Here is a 17,051-nt window from a genome sequence, read left to right on the forward strand (position 1 = left end):
ATCTTGGCTGGCTCAAACAAAAACACACCGTCCAGCAGACAGACATCACTCTTCAAGGAGCTTTCGATGAACAGCTGGTTCGGTAACATCAGCGTCAATCTCAAACTCGGCCTGGGCTTCGGCCTGGTGCTGGTCCTCACCTCGATCCTGGCACTCACTGGCTGGACCAGCCTGGGCGGCTTGATCGACCGTAGCAATTGGATGAGCGACATCACCCAGCTCAATGCCTCGCTGACCAAGCTGCGTATCGTGCGCTTGCAATACATGCTGGCCAATGGCGACGAAGCTGTCGCGCAGAACGTACAGACCAGCCTCGATGCCTTCGCCGCCCAGCAACAGAAGCTGCTCGACAGCTTCAAGAGCCCGGAAAACCTCAAGCTGCTCAATGAGCAGAAATCCGTCATTACCGCTTACCGCCAGTCCCTGAACAAAATGCGCGAGGCCTACCGCAATGGCAACGCTGCGCGCGATGTCATGGGCGCCAAGGCCGACATTGCCAACGCACAAATCAATGCGCTGGAAACCAGTGTGCAGCAGTCACCCGACAGCCCGGAACGCTTCACGCAGTTCCTGGCCGTGACCCAGGCCAAGAACGAATTCATGCAGGCTCGCTACGAAGTGCGCGGCTATACCAATAGCCCCAACGCAGAAACCGAAGCCCGCGCTGCTACACAGCTGGAAAAAGCTGTCGCTGGTTTGAAAGGCCTCAGCGTTGCCTTCGGTACTGGCCAGCAAAGCGCATTGTCCGCACTGGAAACCGCGCTAGGCGCCTATCGCAGCGCCGTGCAGAGCTACAAGGCGGCCAATGCCAATATTGTCACCGCCCGTGCCGAAATGACCACCCAGGGCGCCGACATCGTGACAATCAGCGACAAGCTGTACGACATCCAACTGGAACGTCGCGACGCCGAAAGCACCCAGGCCCGCAGCCTGCAACTGATCAGCACCTTGCTGGCTCTGTTGGTCGGCGTGATTGCCGCGTGGGTGATCACCCGCCAGATCACCCGCCCGATCCAGGACACCCTGGCCGTGGTGGAGCGCATCGCTTCGGGCGACCTGAGCCACAACATCCAGGTGACCCGTCGTGACGAACTTGGCGTGTTGCAGCAAGGCATCCAGCGCATGGGCACCACCCTGCGCGAGCTGATCAGCGGCATTCGCGACGGCGTCACTCAGATCGCCAGCGCCGCCGAAGAGTTGTCAGCGGTGACCGAGCAGACCAGCGCCGGCGTGAACAGCCAGAAGATCGAGACCGATCAGGTCGCCACCGCCATGCATGAAATGACCGCCACTGTGCAGGAAGTTGCGCGCAATGCCGAGCAGGCTTCCCAAGCTGCTTCCGACGCTGACGGCCAGGCCCGCGAAGGCGATAAAGTGGTGGCCGAAGCCATCGCCCAGATCGAACGTCTGGCGGCCGAAGTGGCGCGCTCCACCGACGCTATGACGCACCTGCAACAAGAGAGCAACAAGATCGGCAGCGTGATGGACGTGATCAAGGCCGTGGCCGAACAGACTAACCTGCTAGCCCTCAACGCCGCCATTGAAGCTGCGCGTGCCGGGGAAGCCGGTCGCGGCTTTGCCGTGGTCGCCGATGAAGTGCGTGGCCTGGCGCAGCGTACACAGAAGTCCACCGAAGAAATCGAAGACCTGGTGGCGGGTTTGCAGAACGGTACCCAACAAGTGGCTAACGTGATGAACAACAGCCGCAGCCTCACCGACAGCAGTGTCGAGCTGACGCGCAAGGCCGGTGTATCCCTGGAGAACATCACCCGTACGGTGTCGAACATCCAGTCGATGAACCAGCAGATTGCAGCGGCCGCCGAACAGCAAAGCGCCGTGGCGGAAGAGATCAGCCGCAGTATCGTGAATGTGCGGGACGTGTCCGAGCAGACCGCGACTGCCAGTGATGAGACGGCCAAGTCGAGTGTTGAACTGGCGCGCCTGGGTAGCCAGTTGCAGCAGATGGTCAGTCATTTCCGGGTGTAGGACACCAAAAAGCCGCCTCAGCTTGAACCGAGGCGGCTTCCACTTTTCAGACCTTAACGGTCATCGAAGCTGTCCCGCAGGAACTTCCATACGTGATAAGCACGTAGGCAGTTCACTACGAGGTTCCATGTACGTCGTGCAAACTTAGACATACTCGGCCCTCCGTGAGTTGGGCCTTACCTCCAGCGCACTTACCGGAACATGTGAGCCTTTGGATGCACGTCAGTGCTCCTGTGAGGCGGCTGGGTTTATGGTCCTCCCGCATGAATCCGGCACGGATTACTAGCCCGTGGCGGTCGGTCCAAAATTTGCGCGCTAACCCAGTCAACCTACTTCACGATGTACCCAGAACGAGAGCGATACTAGCTCAGCACTCTGCGCCAAGGTGTGACAAGCACTCCTCAGTTCGCCTTAAAACTTGTTGCTGCTTTTTGCAGATTTAACTAATAAAAAAGATGTGTACTGCGGTGGAAAACCGCTTGTCGTCGAGTGTTGCATAAAGCCCTAAAGCAACAGTAGTATCGCTATCACGTCAGTGCTCCTGTGAAGCCGCGACCCCAGCCACTAACTGGGTTTGCAAAAAAACCGCCCTACTAAGGCGGTTTTTTATTGCCCGCAATTTGCCACTCACCCCTCGCTATCCTCAACAAACACCAACCGATTCCCAAACGGGTCTCTGATGCTCATCTCCCGCCTCCCCCACGGCGTGTCTTCCACCCCAGGCTTGGCATACCGGTACTCCTTGCCCAGCAATTGCTGCTGATACGCATCGACCCCTTGAGCCTGGATCCGCACAGCCGCCCCCGGCGAAGCATCGCCATGATGCTCGGACAAGTGCAGCACACACTCCCCCAGCGACACTTGCACGTACAACGGAAAATTCGCCTCGAAGCGATGCTGCCAATCGACCTTGAACCCCAGGAAATCGACGTAGAACTCCAACGCCTTGGCCTCGTCGAAAATCCGCAGGATGGGGGTGACTTTTCCTAAGTGCATATAACTCTCCAAGTGCCAGTCGCTCGTTGCTGGCGAGCGATCACCCTAGTTCAGCAAGCGCTCAAAGTGAACACGCTCAATGATGGGGAATTTCCCTGATCCTTGCGCTCGACAGTTGATCATTGTCCACATGCACTTCATCGAACTCATAGGAACTTTCTGCAAACTGGCTCAAGTGGCCCGACTTGCGCATCCGCTCGATGGTGCCGGGTGCCACACACTGGCGAGCCTCGACGAACTGTGGGTTTACCTCGATATTTTCGTTGAAAGAGACGACGGGAACACCGCGACTGTCGATTTCGTAAAGGTGGTATTTACCGTCGAGTGCAGCATCACCAAAACGTATCGCCGCCGCCTTTGAGCGAGACGTCACCACGACATTGCCGTCCATCATTTTTTCAGGCCCGGAAAAAAAGTTTGAGTCCCGGAAACCATAACTTTCCGGACCACCGCGACGCTCTACGCGATCCGCCTTTTCGACGCGGTACAACTTGGGTATATCGGTGCGCTCGATCATGCCTCGACTGTTGAAATACCCACCATCAGGCACCTGGACGCCGGCCTTGAACGGATTGACCTTGAGCACGTTGACATCGTCGTACGGCTCGTAATCCCCGGAGGACGTAGCATTGGAAACCACCGAAGACGGCGACTCCTCATTCTCCGACAGTTCGTTTTCCGAGTCCTCGAGTTTGGGCTTCTTCGCCGTAGACGGGCCCTCCTCGACGATCTCATAACGGGGCTGCACTGAGGGACGCTTGGCCCCCCCTTGCAGGTAAATCTCCATGGATGGGTCCCACGCAGGATTCAACCCGTTTGCTGGTTTTTCGGGTAGCCGCGCAGGTTCGGTCGGGCTCATCAGCACACCGATCTGCCCGTTCACGCGGCGATAGTTGAAAAACGGTTTTTGCGCCGTCGCCGGTTGAGCGCCGGACTCGACAGCGGGGTCGGCCGTGGAAGGGCCCGCCTTGCCGAGGGCGTGAAAAAAGGCCATCGTCGCGACGTCCATCACCGCCGAATGCAGCCCGTTCTTGCGCTCGGCCTGAGTGTCACCCTCCACGGCCTGGTCGATTTCCATTCCTACCTGTGCCGTGTAAGAGGCGGCGCCGAGCGCCAGACCAATAGGCCCGAGCAAGGCCATGGGGATGGAGAATATTGCGTTGCCGGCTTGCAACAGAGCCAGTGCGTCGTCCTTGCGCACTTCGGCGTTGGATTTCATTTCGGTGTCTGCATCATTGTCGATGCGTTGGCGCGTCTGGCTGGCCATGAAGGAAAACACGTCCCCGCCGATTGGGTAATTCAACGTATCGATAACACTGTCATTGGCTGCCTGGTTGCCTGCACCCAGCTTGGCCAGGGTGACGTCCACGCCGTTGGCACTCAGGGCGCCGAACACGCCCTGCTGACGATCACGCAGCGAGAAATGTTCCTCCAGCGCCTTGGCTTTGGCGGGATCCTTGCTTTGTTCGAGCACCCACTGGTCCACGGCGGCTCGGTCCTTGAAAGTCTGGATCGCGGGTTTTGCGCCGGGGACATAGAGGGTTTCGGTACCACTCTTGGAGATGAAGCGCAGGATGTCATTGGACTTATAACCATTGATGTCGAAGCAAAACACCCTGGTGTCAGGACCCGGCGTCGTCTGCGCCTGTAACTGGGCCTTGGACACCGGCCCCTCGAGCGGTACACCTGACGCCGCCGCTTTCATCACCTCGGCATAAGCCTGCGGGCTCAGGCCCTGGCTGGAGTCTTGTTGATTGAGGGCGCGCGCGACACGGGCCTCCATCACGAACTGTTGCTTGGCCAGCATCCGCCACTCGTCACCGTGCTGCGTCCAAAAACTGTCCAGCCTGGTCATCACCTTTTTCTGCAGGTCTCCCTCACGCACCAGGTTCAACAGCTCGCTGGGCTTCATGCGCAGTTGGTTGCCGGCGTCGTAGGTGCCTTTTCCCGGGCCATCCAGGTACAGGCCATAGGCGGCGTCCAGATCACGCCAGGTCTCCACGGCGTTGGGCACATCATCGTGAATTTTAGAGTAGAGGTATCCCGGTCCCGTCCGGTCGAAAATGAACTTGCCCAGCCGGCTGAAAAAATCCGGCACACTTTCGCTGTCCAGCAACGAAAACGGGCTGGTATTCGAAGATACGAAATGCGCCAGCGCCTGAGCCTTGCCGGCCGTGCCGTAGCGTTCCGCCGAGAAAAAATCACTGGCCACGGCATCGGTCAGCGTCATGGATGATTCGGGAACTCCGCGATGTTCCCACCCGGTCACGGCGCTGCCAGTGTGGGTACTGTTGGCAGCAGAAAACTGATGCAGATATACCTTGTCTGGGTCGATCCATTGATTGGTCAGGTTCCAGACTTTTTCCTGGATCCAGCCTTTGATCGTGTCGCGCGGAAAAGGGAACGCCGTGATCGCATTGACGCCCTCACTCACCGCTGCGTGAAGCGGCGTGACGGTAGATGAAATGACGGCGTTGGCGGCCCGGTTAGCGAATTGGTGGGGGCTTACAGACTGAGTGTTCATACAGGCTCTCCGTAATAAGACCTGCACATGCTAGAGAGCCGTCCTTTGCAATCAATTAGCTTTTTGTAAGCGCTGTTTGGCCATATTCAGACACGCTATCGGGCCGAGCACTATCAGGTCGCGTCCCGCGCACCAATCTGAAACCCTCGGCGCAAATCACCGCTGCGGGCCAGAAAGCGACCCGCCCGCTGTGCATTCGCCTGCCCTTCGCTGTAGCTCAAGACGCCGTTTACCCACACTCGCTCAATCCCTTCGGCCGCACGCTGAGGCGTCTTGAAATCCGCCATGTCACGCACCCGCGCAGGGTCGAAGAGCACCAGGTCAGCCCAGTACCCCTCGCGAATTTCGCCTCTTTGGGCCAAGCCGAAACGCGCCGCCGAGAGCCCGGTCATTTTGTGTACCGCCGTGTGTAACGGGAACAATCCGACATCCCGGCTGAAATGCCCTAGCACCCGTGGGAAGGCGCCCCACAAGCGCGGATGAGGAAACGGATCTTCAGGCAACCCATCCGACCCCACCATCGACAACGGATGCGCAAGAATGCGCCGCACATCCGCCTCATCCATGCCGTAGTACACCGCCCCCGCAGGTTGCAAACGGCGGGCGGCATCCATCAGCGAAACGCCCCACTGGGCGGCAATCTCCTGCAAATCACGCCCGCCCATTTCCGGGTGCGGTGTGGACCAAGTGATGGTGATGCGAAACGCGTCAGTAACCTGCTTGAGGTCCAGGGTCGAGGAGCTGGCGGCATAGGGGTAGCAATCACAACCCACCGGATGATCTTTTGCCGCTGCTTCCAGGGCCGCCAGCAACTGCGGGCTGCGTCCCCAATTACCGGCTCCGGCGCATTTAAGGTGGGAAATGATCACCGGCACCCTGGCCTCTCGGCCGATCAAGAATGCTTCATCCATCGCCTCCAGCACCGGTTCGAACTCGCTGCGCAGATGGGTGGTGTACACCGCGCCGCAGGCCGTCAACTCTTGGGTGAGTTGCAGCACTTCATCGGTCTCGGCGTTGAACGCGCTCGCGTAAGCCAGACCTGTGGATAAACCCAGGGCGCCGGCTTCCAGGCTCTCCTGCAACTGCACGCGCATGGCCGCGATTTCATAGGGTGTGGCGGTACGGTGCAGGTCGTCCATATGGTTGCTGCGCAGCGCCGTGTGGCCGATCAACGCGGCGACGTTCACCGCCGGGCAGGCCCGTTGCACCGCGGCACGGTAATCGGCAAACCGTGGATAAGAGAACGCCTCGCGGGTGCCCAGCAAGTTCATCGGGTCTGGCGGGTCGCTGCGCAAACTGACCGGCGAAGCGCTGATGCCACAGTTGCCGACAATCACCGTGGTCACGCCCTGGCTGAGCTTGGGCAGCATCTGCGGCTGGCGAATCACTACCGTGTCGTCGTGGGTGTGCACGTCGATAAAACCCGGTGCCAATACCCGGCCATGGCCGTCGATGATCTGCTCGGCCTGGGCTGTGGGCAAGTCACCAATCGTGCGGATGCGCCCTGCGTGCACGCCCACATCGGCGACATACCCTGGGGTGTTACTGCCATCGATGATCAGCGCCTGGCGAATCAGCGTGTCGTACTTCATATCAGTCTCCAAGCGGCAGGCTGCCAGGGCCGCCGCGGTAATCGTCCAGGGCCAGTTTGATCCGGCGCAGGCGTTCCTGGTTGTCGTCCGGCAGAGCCAGCGCCAGCTCAGTGGCGAGCAGGTCGATAGCCAGCAGCATGCCGTAGCGGGCCGCAGTGGGCTTGTAGATAAAACTGGTTTCCGCCGGTTGCAGCGGCAGCACGACATCCGCCAACTGCGCCAGGGGCGAATCGGCAAGGGTGATGGCAATGATCCGCGCGTCGTAGTTGCGCGCCAGCGTCACCACCTCCAGTAACTCGGGGGTCAGGCCCGTGAGCGAGCAGACGATCACGGCATGTTCGGGCCCCAGGGTCGCCGCCGTGACACGCATCATCACCGGGTCATGGCTGGCGGCAATCGGATAGCCCAGACGTACCAGGCGCACCTGCAACTCATCACTGCACAGGCTCGACGGCCCGCCCATGCCGAACGCATGGATCATCCGCGCCTTGCCCAACAGGTTGACCGCATCGCCAAAGCTGCGCTGATTGAACCCCGACAGGTGCTGACGCAACGTCGCCTCGATATCCCCCAGGATCTGTCGATGAAACGCTGACTGTTCAGGCTTGCCCGCCGGGTCCAGGAAGCGGCTGCCCACGCCGCTGGCCTGGGCCAATTGCAGGCGCAAATCGCGTAAATCACGGCAGCCGACACTGCGGGCGAAGCGTGACAAGGTGGCGGTACTCACCTCCGCTCGTTGAGACAACGCCTCCAGGCTGGCGGAGGCGGCAAAGCCCACATCCTCAAGCATCAACTGGGCAATACGCCCTTCACCGGCACTGAAAGAGTCCTGGCGGGCGCGGATCTGATAGAGGATGTCCATGGGGGCTCCGGGTTACAGGCTCATAAAACAAGGGACAGGCCGTAGGTCAGGCCGAAGGCGACCAGCGAAATCAGGGTCTCCAGTACGGTCCAGGTCTTGAAGGTCTGGATGACCGTCATATTGAAGTATTCCTTGATCAGCCAGAAGCCGCCGTCGTTCACGTGGGAAAAGATCACCGAGCCTGCACCGGTCGCCAGCACCAGCAATTCAGGGTGTGGATAACCCAGGCCCAAGGCGACCGGCGCGACCACCCCAGATGCGGTGGTCATGGCCACCGTGGCCGAGCCGGTGGCGACGCGCATCAACGCGGCGAACAGCCAGCCCATCACCAGCGGCGACAACTGGAACGCATGGGCCAGGCCAAGGATTTCATGAGTAACACCAGCGTCCACCAGGATTCGATTCAACCCACCGCCCGCGCCCACCAGCAAGGTAATGCTGGCGGTAGGGGCCAGGCATTCGTTGGTGAATTTGAGAATCGACTCGCGGTTAAAGCCCTGGGCCAGACCCAAGGTCCAGAAACTCACCAGCGTCGCCACCAACAGGGCGATCACCGAGTTACCGATAAACAGCAGGAACTGATTGAAACCTGTGCCCGGGGTGGAAATCACATTGGCCCAGCCACCGATCATCATCAACACCACCGGCAACAGGATGGTGCCCATGGTCAACGCAAAGCTGGGCAGGCGCGTACGCGGTTCACGCTCGATAAACTGTCGCTCCAGCGGGTTTTCCGCCGGTAAATGAATGTGCGGCACGATGAACTTGGCGTAGACGGGCCCGGCAATGATCGCCGTAGGGATACCAATCAGGATCGCATACAGCACCGTTTGCCCGACCGAGGCGTTATAGGCCAGCACCGCCATCATCGCCGCCGGGTGCGGCGGCACCAGCGCATGCACCACCGACAGGCCGGCGACCATCGGCAGCCCGACCATCAGGATCGACACGCCTACACGCCGCGCCACGGTAAAAGCAATCGGCACCAGCAGCACAAAACCGACTTCGAAAAACAGCGGCAGCCCCACCAGGAACGCAATGCACACCATCGCCCAGTGGGCATTGCGCTCACCGAAGCGGTTGATCAGCGTGCGCGCCACCTGCTCGGCGCCGCCCGACTCGGCCATCATCTTGCCGAGCATGGTGCCCAGCGCCACCACCAGGGCGATATGCCCCAGGGTCTTGCCGACACCCGCCTCGTACGAGCCCATGATAGTGTCCGCCGGCATCCCGGCCATCAGCGCCAGGCCGATGGACACCAGGGTAATCACGATAAAGGGGTTGAGTCGGTAGCGTGCAATCAGCACGATCAATGCAATGATGGCGATGGCAGCGTATGCCAACAGCCCGAAGCCCGGTAATGCGGCCATGCGGTACTCCTCGGAAAGGGTCACGTCGAATTGGTTGTGAAACTCATAAATCATTCCCGAGGAGCATTTTCAATTTTTATGAAAGTAATTTTCGCCCATGGATAAGCGCTGTCGCTTGGGGATATGCCCGACGTGGGTGGATGAAAATTCGGGGGGCGTTCTTACATGAAGATCAGAGAAGGCGGAAACTCAATCGCTGCGCTTGAGTCATAGAATGCGCATCCATTGCCCAGGAACCCGCTCATGATTCGCACAACAATCGCCGCCAGCGTCCTGCTCTTGTGCGGCAGCGCTTACGCCGCCGACAACGCTGCCTTGAAAAAATGCATGGACAGCGCCAATACCACCGCAGAGATGGTCAATTGCAACGCCAGGCAAACCAAGGTGCAGGACGACCGTCTGAACCGCGCCTACAAGACCGCCCTCGCCGCCCAGGAAGGGCCGCGCAAACAGCAACTGCAAGACGTGCAGCGCCTGTGGATCAAATACCGCGACGCCAACTGCGCCTTCGCAGGCAGCGCCACCGGCGGCACGATTGATCAGGTAAACGGCTCGGGCTGCGTGCTGGACATGACCCAGACCCGCGCCCAGGAGCTGGAAGACCTGGTAGGGCCGTAATAACGACCTTGCCTCCTGTAGGAGCGAGCTTGCTCGCGAAAAACCCGAGCACGCCGCAGTGCATCAGAATGCCCGCGTTATCGTTGACGATTTTCGCGAGCAAGCTCGCTCCTACAAGAGGTAGGGGTTCAGTCGTGGCGAACCTTGGCGCGCTTGAGCAGTTTTTTGCAGCGCTCGGATAAATGCAGCACCCGCAGGTGCTTGCCAGCCTTGGTGTAGCGATCGCGCAGGGTCATCAGGGCAGCAATCGCCGAATAGTCGACAAAGCTCAGGTGACGGCAATCCAGTGTGACCTGAGCCGGGTCGTTGGCCGGGTCGAACTGATTCAAGAACGGTGTGGTCGAGGCGAAGAACAACGTGCCATGCAGCCGATAGAGCTTGCTGCCATCGGCCTCCAGGTGTTCATCGGCATACAGTTCCCGCGCCTGCTGCCAGGCGAAGTTCAGCGCGGCGATGACGATACCGCACAGCACGGCGGTGGCGAGGTCGGTGAACACCGTAATGATCGTCACTGCCATGATCACCAGCACATCATTGAGCGGCACCTTGTTGATCACCCGCAGCGACGCCCAGGCGAAGGTCTGTTGCGACACCACGAACATCACGCCCACCAACGCCGCCAGCGGAATCCGCTCGATCAGTGGCGACAGAAACAGAATGAACAACAGAATCATCACCCCGGCAAACACCCCGGAGAAACGCCCACGCCCGCCGGAGCTGAGGTTGATCACGGTTTGCCCGATCATCGCGCAACCACCCATGGCACCAAACAGGCCCGAGACCATATTCGCTGCGCCCAGGGCCACGCTTTCGCGGTCAGGATAACCACGGGTCTCGGTGATTTCGTCGGTGAGGTTGAGGGTCAGCAAGGTTTCCAACAGGCCAACCATCGCCATCAAAAACGCGTAGGGCGCGATGATGCCGAGGGTTTCCAGGGTCCAGGGGATCTGCGGCAGGGCGAAAGTCGGCAAGCCACCGGCGATGTGCGCCATATCACCCAATGTACGGGTCGGCAAACCGAGCAGGTACACCGCAAGGCCCACCCCCAGAATCGCCACCAGCGCGGGCGGTACGGCACGGGTCAGGCGGGGCAACAGGTACACAATGGCCATGGTTGCCGCCACCAGCCCGGCCATTACGTACAGCGGCGTACCGCTGAGCCAGGTTTCACCGCTCTTGAAATGCTCCAATTGCGCCAGCGCAATGATGATCGCCAGGCCGTTGACGAAGCCGAGCATCACCGAATGCGGCACCATGCGCACCAGCTTGCCCAGGCGCAGCAGGCCGAAGGCGACCATGATCAACCCGCCCAGCAACACCGTCGCCAGCAAATACTCCACGCCGTGCTGCACCACCAGCGCGACGATCACCACTGCCATGGAGCCGGCCGCGCCCGAGACCATGCCCGGGCGGCCGCCGAACAACGCGGTGAGGGTGCAAATGATGAAAGCGCCGTAGAGGCCCATCAGCGGGTTGAGATGGGCCACCAGCGCAAAGGCGATGCATTCGGGCAGCAAGGCGAAAGACGTGGTGAGGCCGGCCAGGGCGTCGGCGCGCAGACGGGTGAGGTTCATGGAGTACCAGGGAATTGCGGGGGATAAGGCGGGGAATGGTACGGAATTGCGGCGGGTGGGGCTAGTGAAGTGTCAGGTCCGATACACCGAGTCGCTCCTTTCGCGAGCAAGCCCGCTCCCACATTTGAATCTATTCACAGATCCAAATGTGGGAGCGGGCTTGCTCGCGAAGGCAGCACCGCGGTGCTAAGCAAACATCACACCATCTCGTTGCGAATCCACTCCACCACCGAGGTGCGCTCAGGCGTCCACCCCAACAGTTCACGGGCGTGTTTGCCGCGCACTCGACTATTGGAGCCCAACCCGTAGTTGGCCATTTCATAGCCCCACTCGGCCTCAGCCTCGGCCAAGGGCCAATCCTGCGGTTCGCCCAGGTTCAGCGCTTGGGCAATCGCCGTGGTCATGTCGATAAACGCCGCTTCGCTGCTTTCTACAAAGTAGAAAGTCCCCGGTACGTTCTTGGTCAACGCCAGCAGGTACAAAGCCACCACGTCTTCAATATGCACATTGGACCAAATGTTCTGGCCGGGCCCCACATGGCGCACCACCCCGCTTTTGCGCGCCTGCTTGAGCAAGCGCGGCAATTGCACGCTGTCACGCTTCACGCCCAGGCTGTGGCCGTAGATCAGGGTGTTGCAGATCACCGCCGAATTCACGCCGTCATTGGCCGCCGCGAGGATCAGGTTGTCGATGGCCACGCGGGCAGCCTTGTCGACGGTCGGCTCAGGCAGATTGTCTTCGAAGTAGATGGTTTCACTGGCCTTGCCACCCGACGCATCGCCGACAATGCTCGACCCGCTGGTGTGCAGGAACGGCTTGTTCGAGCCTTTCAAGGCGGCCAGCAAGGTTTGCACGGCGCCGCGGTGGTCGCTGCTGGCGGCGTTGATCACCGCATCGGCCTTCTGCGCCTGCTCGGTCAATACGGCTGCGTCGTCGAGGGTGCCGATCACCGGCGTGATGCCCAGGGCAGTCATTTCGGCGGCTTGCTCGGCGCTGCGCACCAGGCCGGTGACCTGGTGGCCAGCCTTGACCAGGCCGGTAGCGATGGAGCCGCCGATAAACCCTGCGGCGCCAGTAACGAATACATTCATGGAGGTTGCTCCTGACTGGGTAAGTAATGAGCCCAGTATCCAGCCCCCACTGCTGTCGAATAAGCCCGTACGACCCAATTCACTCTTGCGTACAGATCACAAATCAGCTCGCATAACGCGCCAGCTTGTCCTGAATGAAGTCCAGGAAGCACTGGATGCGCAACGCCAATTGCGAGTTGCGGTAGAACACGGCGTGGATCGGCTGGCGATAGCCACTGTTGAACCCCTCCAGCAACGGCACCAGGCGCCCGGCGTCGAGGTCGTGGGCCGTCATGAAATTCGACAGGCAGCCAATGCCCTGCCCTTCCAGCGCCAACTGGCGCAAGGTTTCACCACTGGAGGCGCTGACGCCGGGCTGGATCAGCCAGCGGTCTCCTTCGCCATGGCGCAGCGGCCAGTGGTTGAGGGTTTCGGTGTGGGTGAAGCCAAGCAGCGTGTGGTCGGCCAGTTCGGCAACGGTTGTGGGTATGCCGTATCGCTGGAGGTAATCGGGGCTGGCCAGGATATGCAGCGGCGTGCTGCCCAGAAAGCGCGCATGCAGGGTCGAGTCGGCCAGGGCGCCGATGCGAATGGCGATGTCAGTGCTCTGCTCCAGCAGGTCGATGATCAAGTCATCGCTGTTGAGCTCCAACTGGATGTCCGGGTAGAGGCTGCGAAATTCGGCGATGTACGGCACGATCCCATGCAGCATGAACGGCACGGCGGCGTTGATACGCAGGCGCCCGGCCGGTTTTTTCTGGCGCGATGACAGGCGCTCTTCCAGCTCGTCCATCTGCGCCAGGATCAGCTTGGCCTGTTCGAAGAAGTACTTGCCCTCTTCGGTCAGGTCCATGCGCCGCGTGGTGCGGTTGATCAAGGTGGTGTCGAGCTTGGCTTCCAGGCGCGACAAGGTGCGGCTGACTGCCGATGGCGTTTGCCCGACCTTTTCGGCGGCGGCCGAAATCGAGCCGCATTCAATCACACTGACGAAGATCTGTAGCTCATCGGAACGGGCTTTCACGGGCGGTCCTTCATTTATCGGCTGACACGTGCCCGCTCATTATTAACCAGCCAGCAACAAATGGCCTCCCAACAACGCCATGCCGGTGAAAAATCCACGTTTGAACCACAACGCACTGATGCGCCGACGAACCACCTGGCCCAGCCACATCCCCAGCAAGGCCGGCACCAGCGCCAGCAATGACGCGCCCATTTCACCGCCGCCCAGCGCTCCTCGCCAAGCCAGCCCGGCGGCCAGCGCCAATGTCGACACGGTGAATGACAGCCCCAGCGCCTGCACCAACTGGTCACGGCTCAAGCCCAGCGCCTGCAAATACGGCACCGCAGGGATCACGAAGACACCGGTGGCCGAGGTGATGATGCCGGTGATCACCCCGCACAAGGGGCCCAGCCAGCGCTCGGTTCCAGGCGCGACCTTGAAGGCCGGCAGGAATAACCCGCTCAATGCATACACCAGCAACGCCGCGCCCAACGCGCGAACCACCCACGGTCCACCGTCCATGCCCAGCCACACGGAGCCCAGACCGGTGCCGAAAAAAATCAGCAACAACATCGGCCACAGGCGTTTGAGCAAAGCACCCAAGTGCCCCCCAAAGGTCAGTTGCCAGAGGTTGGTGACCGTCGAAGGAATAATCAGCAATGCCGCAGCCTGCGCCGGCAGCATAGCCAGGCCAAGCATACCCATCGCCACGGTGGGCAGGCCCAGGCCGATCACGCCCTTGACCGTGCCGGCCAGCAGGAAGGTAGTAATGACCAGCGCTGTCAGGGCGGGGCCGAGGTTTTGGTAGAACGCTAGGAAGGTATTCATGGGTGCATTCTGGTGCTTTTCCATGGCTTGTGAAATTCGCCATATACTGAGGCAGCCTCTTGTTTTGTGTGAGGCTGATACCGCTATCGCAGGCAAGCCACCGGAAAACCTCATGCACTTTGACCTGATCGACCTGCGCCTCTACCTGCACATCCTGGACACCGGCAATATCACCGCCGGCGCGGCCCGCAGCCACCTGTCCCTGGCGGCCGCCAGCGCACGCATCCGGGCAATGGAGTCTTCACTGGGCATCGCGTTTCTTGAGCGTGGCCGCCGTGGCGTGACCCCGACACCAGCGGGCAAAGCCCTGGCTCGGCATGCTCGCCTGCTGTTGCAACAGGCCGACCACCTGCAACAGGACCTGGCCGAATACGCCAACGGCGTCAAAGGCCAGGTACGCTTGCTGTGCAACACCACCGCCCTTAGCGAGTACCTGCCGGAGCTGCTCGCGCAGTTTCTGCGCGAGCACCCCAACCTCGATATCGACCTGCAAGAATTGCCCAGCCTGCGCATCACCCACGCCTTGCGCCAGGGCACCGCCGACCTGGGGATTATTTCCGATGCGGTAGACACCCAAGGCTTGCAGACCCTGGCGTTTCGCGATGACCCGCTGGTGCTGATCATGCCCCTCGACCATCCGTTGACCCACCCGAGTTTTATCGACAGCTTGCAATACGACTATGTGAGCCTGGCGGCCAACAGCGCGCTGGCGGTTTACCTGGAGGAACAGGCACTGCATGCAGGCTTTCGCTTGCAGACACGCATTCGCGCCGACGGTTTTGATGGGTTGATTCGCATGGTCGCCGGCGGTGCGGGCCTGGGCATCGTGCCTCAGGCCGCTTTAGCGCGCTGGCCGTCAGAACGTCGTTTCAAGGCCCACCCCCTGCAAGAGGAGTGGGCCCGCCGCAAACTGCTGTTATGCGCACGCTCGTTCAAGCAATTGCCAGGTTACGCCAGCACCTTGCTCTCTGCGCTCACCGCCCCCTGTAGGAGCGAGCTTGCTCGCGAAGATCGTCAACGATAACGCGAGCTATCCGGTTTAACGCGGCGCTCTCGGTTTTTTCGCGAGCAAGCTCGCTCCTACAGATGATGTCCGCTTGTGGAAGAAGGTGTAGTAGACCGCCGACAGGATCAGCAGGAATGGCACGCCAAACACCAGCGTCATCTTGAATGCGTCAGTGAAATAGGTGGTGATCATCACCGCCCCCATCAGCACCAGCCCCAGCAACGTGCTGTAGGGAAACAGGCGCAACTGGAACGACAACTTCGCCCCGCCATGACGCTTGCGATAGCGGCGGAAAAACAGGTGCGTGAGGAAGATCATGAACCAGGTGAAGATCGCGCCAAACATCGAGATCGCCATCATCAGGGTGAACGAGCTTTCCGGGTACACCACGTTGAGCAACGTCGCCAGGGCAATGCCCGAGCTGGACAGCAGCAATGCGTTGAGCGGGATGCCGTTCTTGCTCAACGCGCCCATGGACTTGGGCGCAAAGCCTGCGCGAGACAGGCTGAACATCATGCGCGTGGTGATGTAGAGCTGGCTGTTCATGGCCGACAGCGCCGCGATCAGAATCACGAAATTCATCACGCCAGTGGCGCCAGGAATGCCGATGGTCTGCATCACCGTGACGAACGGGCTCTGGGCCTGGCCGGCCTGGTTCCAGGGCACGATGGCGAGCATCAGCGCCAGGGTCAGCAGGTAGAACACCACCAGCCGCACGATGGTAGCGCGAAAGGCTTTCTTCACCGCCTGCTCCGGGTCGGCGGCTTCACCGGCGGCCACGGCGATCATCTCGACGCTGAGGTAGCTGAAGATCGACACGATCACCGCGATCCACATGCCACTCAAGCCATGGGGGAAAAAGCCGTCGTGGGCCGTGTAGTTCTGCACCCCGTAGTCTGGGTTGCCGGAGCCGAACACCACATACACTGCCAGGATGATAAAACCGACAATGGCGCTGATCTTGATCGTCGAGAACCAGTATTCGAAGTTGCCGAAGGTCTTCACGCTGATCGCATTGAGCAGGATCAACACGCTGGAAAACGACACGATCCACACCCACTCCGGCACGTTGGCGAACCAGTACTTCATGTACATCGCCACCGCCGTGACCTCGGCGCCCACCGCCAGCACAATCGCCGCCCAGTAGGCATAACGCACCAGGAACCCGGCCAACGGGCTGATGTAGAACTCGGCGTAAGCGCCAAAGGAGCCGGAGGTGGAATGGGCCACCGTCATCTCCGCCAGGCAGCCCATCAGCAGCAAGGTAATCAACGCGCCGATGGCGTAGCTCACCAGTACGCTCGGCCCGGCATAACCGATGGCGTAGGCGCTGCCCATGAACAGCCCGGTGCCGATGGCGCCACCGATGGCGATCATGCTCATCTGGCCGGAAGTGAGCTGGCGCCTAAGGCCCAGTTCACGGTGGGTAATCTCTGCAAAGCCGTTGTCTGGCGTGGTCACTGGTGTGCCCCTTTATTATTGTGATTGCACAGGAAGCGCTTGTGTTCTGTAGGAGCGAGCTTGCTCGCGAAAAACCTGAGAACGCCGCATGCATTCAGCATTCACGCGTTTTCGTTGATGATCTTCGCGAGCAAGCTCGCTCCTACAGTGGGTTTGCGTTGTTG

General features: G+C 60.4%; 12 protein-coding genes and 2 pseudogenes. 4 read left to right on the forward strand and 10 right to left on the reverse strand.

The window, feature by feature from the left end:
- Positions 1-66: 66 nt before the first annotated feature.
- Positions 67-1,083, forward strand: a pseudogene (locus tag BUE92_RS29230) (methyl-accepting chemotaxis protein); the annotation flags it as partial.
- Positions 1,084-1,389: 306 nt separating this feature from the next.
- Positions 1,390-1,986: pseudogene (locus tag BUE92_RS29235) on the forward strand (methyl-accepting chemotaxis protein); the annotation flags it as partial.
- 627 nt (positions 1,987-2,613) lie between these two features.
- Here the strand turns inward: BUE92_RS29235 and BUE92_RS03165 are convergent.
- The 5 genes from BUE92_RS03165 to BUE92_RS03185 all read right to left on the reverse strand — a co-directional run bounded on the left by BUE92_RS03165 (position 2,614) and on the right by BUE92_RS03185 (position 9,384).
- On the reverse strand, positions 2,614-2,982 hold the full coding sequence (locus BUE92_RS03165) for a glyoxalase superfamily protein (RefSeq protein WP_073521886.1): 369 nt from the start codon (positions 2,980-2,982) through the stop codon (positions 2,614-2,616).
- Between the two features lie 76 nt (positions 2,983-3,058).
- Entirely contained in the window at positions 3,059-5,506 is a 2,448-nt protein-coding gene (locus tag BUE92_RS03170; protein ID WP_073521887.1) for a dermonecrotic toxin domain-containing protein, read from the reverse strand.
- A 113-nt stretch (positions 5,507-5,619) separates the two neighbouring features.
- A complete protein-coding gene (locus tag BUE92_RS03175; RefSeq protein ID WP_073521888.1) occupies positions 5,620-7,098 on the reverse strand; it encodes an N-acyl-D-amino-acid deacylase family protein in 1,479 nt (492 codons plus the stop codon).
- A gap of 1 nt (position 7,099) precedes the next feature.
- Positions 7,100-7,960, reverse strand: a complete 861-nt coding sequence (locus BUE92_RS03180) for a MurR/RpiR family transcriptional regulator (RefSeq protein WP_073521889.1) — start codon at positions 7,958-7,960, stop codon at positions 7,100-7,102.
- Positions 7,961-7,980: 20 nt separating this feature from the next.
- Positions 7,981-9,384: a GntT/GntP/DsdX family permease gene (locus BUE92_RS03185; RefSeq protein ID WP_073521890.1), complete on the reverse strand. Its 1,404-nt coding sequence runs from the start codon at positions 9,382-9,384 to the stop codon at positions 7,981-7,983.
- Positions 9,385-9,573: 189 nt separating this feature from the next.
- Between BUE92_RS03185 and BUE92_RS03190 the strand changes: the two genes are divergently transcribed.
- The gene (locus BUE92_RS03190) at positions 9,574-9,948 is read left to right on the forward strand and encodes a lysozyme inhibitor LprI family protein (RefSeq protein WP_073521891.1); all 375 of its coding nucleotides are present in this window, start codon (positions 9,574-9,576) and stop codon (positions 9,946-9,948) included.
- A 128-nt stretch (positions 9,949-10,076) separates the two neighbouring features.
- Here BUE92_RS03190 and BUE92_RS03195 read toward each other — a convergent pair whose 3' ends face one another.
- The 4 genes from BUE92_RS03195 to BUE92_RS03210 form a co-directional block, all read right to left on the reverse strand.
- Positions 10,077-11,522, reverse strand: coding sequence for a SulP family inorganic anion transporter (locus BUE92_RS03195; protein ID WP_073521892.1), 1,446 nt, complete (start codon positions 11,520-11,522; stop codon positions 10,077-10,079).
- A 197-nt stretch (positions 11,523-11,719) separates the two neighbouring features.
- The gene (locus BUE92_RS03200; RefSeq protein ID WP_073521893.1) at positions 11,720-12,613 is read right to left on the reverse strand and encodes an NAD-dependent epimerase/dehydratase family protein; all 894 of its coding nucleotides are present in this window, start codon (positions 12,611-12,613) and stop codon (positions 11,720-11,722) included.
- A gap of 103 nt (positions 12,614-12,716) precedes the next feature.
- A complete protein-coding gene (locus BUE92_RS03205; RefSeq protein WP_073521894.1) occupies positions 12,717-13,613 on the reverse strand; it encodes a LysR family transcriptional regulator in 897 nt (298 codons plus the stop codon).
- Positions 13,614-13,655: 42 nt separating this feature from the next.
- Positions 13,656-14,420: a sulfite exporter TauE/SafE family protein gene (locus BUE92_RS03210; protein ID WP_073521920.1), complete on the reverse strand. Its 765-nt coding sequence runs from the start codon at positions 14,418-14,420 to the stop codon at positions 13,656-13,658.
- A gap of 112 nt (positions 14,421-14,532) precedes the next feature.
- Here BUE92_RS03210 and BUE92_RS03215 point away from each other — a divergent pair, with 112 nt between their 5' ends.
- Positions 14,533-15,444 carry a LysR substrate-binding domain-containing protein gene (locus tag BUE92_RS03215; RefSeq protein ID WP_073521895.1) on the forward strand — a complete coding sequence of 304 codons (912 nt, stop codon included), beginning with the start codon at positions 14,533-14,535 and terminating at the stop codon, positions 15,442-15,444.
- Between the two features lie 15 nt (positions 15,445-15,459).
- On the opposite strand, the gene BUE92_RS03220 is transcribed toward BUE92_RS03215, so the two are convergent.
- Positions 15,460-16,887 (reverse strand): amino acid permease, encoded by a 1,428-nt coding sequence (locus BUE92_RS03220; RefSeq protein ID WP_073521896.1) that lies wholly within the window; start codon positions 16,885-16,887, stop codon positions 15,460-15,462.
- Between the last annotated feature and the right edge of the window lie 164 nt (positions 16,888-17,051).

This window comes from Pseudomonas fluorescens (genome assembly GCF_001902145.1).
GTDB lineage: Bacteria > Pseudomonadota > Gammaproteobacteria > Pseudomonadales > Pseudomonadaceae > Aquipseudomonas > Aquipseudomonas fluorescens_BV.